The 4,808-nt window shown below is 68.5% G+C and carries 5 protein-coding genes; 3 read left to right on the top strand and 2 right to left on the bottom strand.

Going from position 1 to position 4,808, the window contains the following annotated elements; all coding sequences use genetic code 11:
• The 3 genes from LLG88_13875 to LLG88_13885 form a co-directional block, all read left to right on the top strand.
• A partial coding sequence (locus tag LLG88_13875) for a hypothetical protein (GenBank protein ID MCE5247996.1) occupies nt 1–594 on the top strand: 594 nt, incomplete at its 5' end.
• Between the two features lie 43 nt (nt 595–637).
• Nucleotides 638–1,891 carry a hypothetical protein gene (locus LLG88_13880; GenBank protein MCE5247997.1) on the top strand — a complete coding sequence of 418 codons (1,254 nt, stop codon included), beginning with the start codon at nt 638–640 and terminating at the stop codon, nt 1,889–1,891.
• Between the two features lie 118 nt (nt 1,892–2,009).
• Nucleotides 2,010–2,858, top strand: a complete 849-nt coding sequence (locus LLG88_13885; protein ID MCE5247998.1) for a DUF488 domain-containing protein — start codon at nt 2,010–2,012, stop codon at nt 2,856–2,858.
• A gap of 46 nt (nt 2,859–2,904) precedes the next feature.
• Here LLG88_13885 and LLG88_13890 read toward each other — a convergent pair whose 3' ends face one another.
• Together LLG88_13890 and LLG88_13895 are read right to left on the bottom strand one after the other, a co-directional pair.
• On the bottom strand, nt 2,905–3,705 hold the full coding sequence (locus tag LLG88_13890) for a hypothetical protein (protein MCE5247999.1): 801 nt from the start codon (nt 3,703–3,705) through the stop codon (nt 2,905–2,907).
• Nucleotides 3,706–3,881: 176 nt separating this feature from the next.
• Nucleotides 3,882–4,796: a metalloregulator ArsR/SmtB family transcription factor gene (locus LLG88_13895; protein MCE5248000.1), complete on the bottom strand. Its 915-nt coding sequence runs from the start codon at nt 4,794–4,796 to the stop codon at nt 3,882–3,884.
• Between the last annotated feature and the right edge of the window lie 12 nt (nt 4,797–4,808).

Consider the following 4,808-nt stretch of genomic DNA (forward strand, 5'->3'; position numbering starts at 1 on the left):
GCCTTGGGGGTGACGCTCCTTCTGGTCGGCGTGGCCACCGCCTCCAACATGGGGTTCAAGTTCGTGCCGCAAATCCCGGGCACGGCGGGCGCCAACGCCTACAACCTCTCGCTGCCCTGGAACAACAACTACACGGACGCCGCCAGCCTGCTGAACGACATTCCCGGCGCCACCAAGGTCTCGCAGTTCACGTCGAACGCGGGGCTGGTCAGCTGGGTCCAGAACGCGGGCGGCACGCTCTTCACGGTGCGCAAGGGCGAAGCGTACATCGTCTACGGCTCTGGTTCGGGCCAGACTCCGGTGATCGTGGGCTCCCACGACCCGAGCTACACGTACACGTTCACGGCGGGGCAGGCGTTCAACGCCTCCGCTCCGTATCACCAGACCCTGACCTCCGCCCGCGACCTGTTCCTGAGCATCGAAACGAAGTGCGCGGGATCGATGTCGAAGGTGTCGAAGTTCACGCCCGCGTCCGGCTTGGTCAGCTGGCTGGGCGACGCCAGCGGCGGGACGAACTTCAACCTCGATCTCGGCTCCGGCGTGGTCATCTTCACGAAGGCGACCTGCAGCGGCTACGTCTGGCCGCACTACTGATCGCGGCGTTCGACGTCCGATCGACGGACGAGGAGGCATTGATATGCTGAGGAAAGTCTTGAACGTCGCGGCCGTTGTTTCGATGGCGCTCTGCGCGGTCGGAACGGCGCAGGCTGCCGCGTATTCCTATCTGGCTGCGGTTCTGTCCACGTCGGATGTGGGCGCTCCGGTTTATCTTCGGTACTTCAACCCGCACGACAACGTCGTCAACGACAAGCTCATCGACGCCTGCATTGCTCCGTACACGTGGGACGCCGCGACGTCGTCCTGCCAGCTCAATTTCCGCACCGTTTCCGGCGTCAGCGGTTACCGCGGGCCGACGGACGACGTGTTCAACGACACCGGTACGCTTAATGAAGTGCGGTACGCCGCCTTCGACATGGAGCAGGGCAGCGGAACCGCCAGCCACGCCGGCTACTACTTCTTCGCCGGCGCGGCGGTCAAGGGCACGGAGCTGGCGGACTGGAAGGGCACGGACTGCGCCGGTTCGGGCACGCAAGCTTGCCTCGGACAGGGCACCACGACGAATGCCGCCGGGACCGCTCAGACCGTCACGGGCATCGGCGCCGTAAACCCGATCGCCGGGTTCCGCCCGATTCCGGTCCCGGTTCCCGTCTTCAACGGCGGCACGGCGAATCTCGATCTCTCTTGGACGGCCGCCTCGATCGTCAGCAGCGACGGCTCCACCGGCACGATCAGCTACGACCTTTACGTCGCCAAGAAGGCGTGCGGCAGCTCGGTCCTTTCGACCGACTACGCGCTCCTGAAGAACGTCACCGGCACGTCCACGAGCGTCGCGAAGGCCGACCTGGCCCTGAGCGGCAACACGTGCGCGTGGTTCGCCATCGCGCTGCGCTACCCGAGCGCCGGCACCACGGCCGTCACCTCCCGCTACCTCTCCGCCAACAGCCTGCCCGTCAGCTACGACGCGTCGGCCGCGACGGTGACCGGCCTGCGGGCGATGTACATGCGGAACCTCGGCGTGCAGGTCAGCTTCAAGACGACCTCCGAGAGCAACACGCAGGGCTTCTACATCGCGCGTTCGTTCTCGCCGAACGGCCCGTTCGTGCGCGTCTCCCCGCTGATCGCCGCCAAGGGCGAGGCCAACAGCTACACCTACATGGACGCCACGCGCGCCCTCGTGCTGCGCGGCGGCAAGGTCTACTACCGCGTGGACGTCGTCTCCCGCGACGGCAAGGCCAACAGCTTCGGCCCCGTCCTGGTGGACATCCCGGGCTCGAACAACCGCGCTCCGCTGACGCCGGCGACGAACTCCCGTTTCGCCACCCAGCGCTGACGGTTTCCATCGCAGGAACGAACGAAACGGGGCCGCCCACGCGGCCCCGTTTCCTTTGCGCGCGGCGTCGGCGCGGCGCCGGCGCGCGACGCCGGGGGGCGCGGCGTACAATCCCGCCGTGCTGAACAGACAGCGCGTCGTCGTCGAGTTCCTGCTGCGGGCGTCCGGCCCGCTGAGCAAGCTGCATCTGGCGGAGCTGCTGTTCCTCTGCGCGCGGGAGGCGAACGCGGCGGAGGCGATGCCGTTCTACGATTTCTTTCCGCACCACGTCGGTCCTTACTCGTTCTCGCTGGAACACGACCTGCGGGACTTGGCGGCGCAGGGATTGGTCGCCATCGACGGCGGGCGGGTGTCCGCGGACGGGGGAGTGCAGGCGCGAATGACGGTGTCCCGCCTGAGCAACGCGCAGCAGATTCCGGCGCGGCTGACGCTCCACACGTACGGCGCGTTGGGCCTCAAGGAACTTGTCGCGCAAGTGCAGGGCCGCTATCCGGAGTTCACGCGCCGGGGGCTGGAGACGGCGGCGTCGCGGGCCGGCGTCGTCTACACGATCGGCTACGAGGGGCGCTCGGCGGATTCGTTCTTCGACCGTCTCCTGCGCGCCGGCGTGCGGCGGATCGTGGACGTGCGCCGCAACCCCTATTCGCGGAAGGGCGGCTTCTCCAAGGCGCCGCTGCAGCTCTTCGGGCGGCGGCTCGGAATCGGCTACACGCACCTGCCGGAGTTGGGGATCGCGTCGGCGGAGCGCGCGAACCTCTCCAGCGCGGCCGACTACGACGCGTTGTTCGAACGCTACGAAAGGACGACGCTTCGCGAGGCGGCGGAGGCGATCGACGGCGTGGCGCGGCTGCAGTCCGCGGAGCCCGCGGCGCTTCTGTGCTTCGAGGCCGACCCGGCGCGCTGCCACCGCGGGCGGCTGGCGAAGGCCGTGGCCGCGGCGAGCGGCATGCCGATCGTGCACCTGTAGCGGCGCGGCGGAACGGCGAATCGTCGGCGCGACTTGGTTCGCGGCGCTAGAAGAGACTCGCCTGAAGGTCCCTCTTCGGGCGCATGTAGCCGAGGACCATGAACGCCGCGGGGTGGCGGAGCTGGTTTCCGACGAAGAAGAGGACATCGTTAGTCGGGGCGCAGATGTCGTCGAGCCAACGCTCGCGGATCTTGCGCAGGGCGCCGGCTTCATCGCCCTCGCGCGCGAGCCGCCTGTAGAGTTGGCCGAGTTCCCAGTCGACGATGCTGCAACGATGCGGCTGCGCCGCCCGGCAGTCTTCGCAGCGGAAGACGTAATGAAACTTGTAGGGGATCTTCTCCAGCGGCGCGGTCGACGTCCCTCCGAAGAGCCGAGCCTGAGCGAGCTTCTGCCGCTCCTCCTCCGACCAGGCGCGGGCCGTCGGTTCGTACGTGAGGTCAAGGACCTCCATCGGCCGGAGCAGCCCCAGAGACGTCCCCCGCTCCTTCTGCGCCTTCTGGATGGCGCACAGCGAGGGCGCCGACATCCCCTCCACCAGCGCGAGGCGCTTCCGCCAGTTGTCGTCGGAGCTGACGAATTCGCGCAGACGGAGCGTTTCAAGCTCGGGGACGAAGCTCTCGGGGCGGTGGTCGCTTCGGCGCCTGTGAACGCGGACTGTGATCCACTGCCACTTCTTGAACTGATCAGGCTCATCGAGGCCGCGGAACGGCACGGGGTAGAGACGAACGAAGCGGCGATCCCGCGTCACGCCAGCCGTGCAGACGCTCTCGCCCAGCGCGAAGCTCGGCGTGGGATAGGCCTTGACGGTGACGAGAACGTCGAGCGTTTCGCTTGGTTGCCGGTTCATGCCGCGCCCCCCGAGCGGTCCGTCCGAGGCCGCGCGCCACAGTCGGCGGGCGGGGCGGACGAATGCCGCGCCGCGGAGACGCCCCCCGGACGTGCCCGCAAGGGGAGTCTACCGTAGCGGCGCGGGGGGCGTCAGCGGACCGTTGCTGGAGCGGGACGCGCTCTCCCCGACGCGCGTCAGCAGTCCAGCGCCTGCAGCGAGAGCTTCTTGTTGTAGGTCCGCTCGAAGAACGGCTGGGTCTGCTCGATCCAGGCCTCCTCGAGCAGCGCGAGCTCGCCGTCGAGGTCGAAGGCCGGGTCGTCCTTCACCTCGATCTCGTCCACCACCTCGAACTTGAACGCCTCCGCGCCGTACTGGTCCCAGTCGGCTTGGAGCGCCGCGTTGCGGTGCTTGCCGATGTTCAGCTCGAAGCGGTGGCGGTTGAGCGGGCCGGCGAGGTTGCGCGCGGCGCCGAGCAGCGCGCGGCCGGTGACGGTGTTGAGGATGCGGTAGATCCCCGCCTTGCGCGGGGCTTCCTTGTACTGGCGCTTCAGTTCGGCGCGCGTGGACATCGTCGGCTCCTCCGTCGCGGCCCGGCGGTACTCGCCGTTCCGACGGGTCATCATTCCTTCGTCGATCAGCATGCGGCGGATCGTGCAGTAGTCGGCGCAGAGCGTCTTGATCCGCTCGTCCACCTCCCGCTCGGCGTAGACGCGCCCCGGCTCGAACTTCTCCAGGACCTCCTCGAGGATCACCAGCCGCTTGCGCCACTGCTTGGGGATCCGCTCGAGGAAGCCGTTCCGGAAGTACGCCTTGCGCACCTGCTCGCGCATCCGCAGCAGGCGGCGCCGCTCCGGGCTGTCCTCCGCGGCGGGGAGGGCGACGAGCTCGCGCAGCCGCTTGGCGAACAGGTCGGTCCGCAGCTCGTAGACGAGGTAGTACTGGCTCTTCGTCTTGGCGACGAGCCCCGCCTCCTCGAGCTTGCGCAGGTGGAAGGAGATCGTGGACGGCGCGCGGCGCAGCCGCCCGGACAGCTCCTCGGCGCAGTGCGGCCGCTCGAGCAGCGCGTTGACGACCTGCAGCCGCGTCGGGTCGGCGAGCGCCTTGAACAGCTCCGCCCGCCG

Source organism: bacterium (assembly GCA_021372775.1).
Taxonomy (GTDB): Bacteria; Acidobacteriota; Polarisedimenticolia; order J045; family J045; genus JAJFTU01.

Excerpts from the sequence above, each read along its gene's own strand:
- LLG88_13880 (MCE5247997.1), top strand. The coding sequence starts at position 638 with ATGCTGAGGAAAGTCTTGAACGTCGCGGCCGTTGTTTCGATGGCGCTC.
- LLG88_13890 (MCE5247999.1), bottom strand. The coding sequence starts at position 3,705 with ATGAACCGGCAACCAAGCGAAACGCTCGACGTTCTCGTCACCGTCAAG.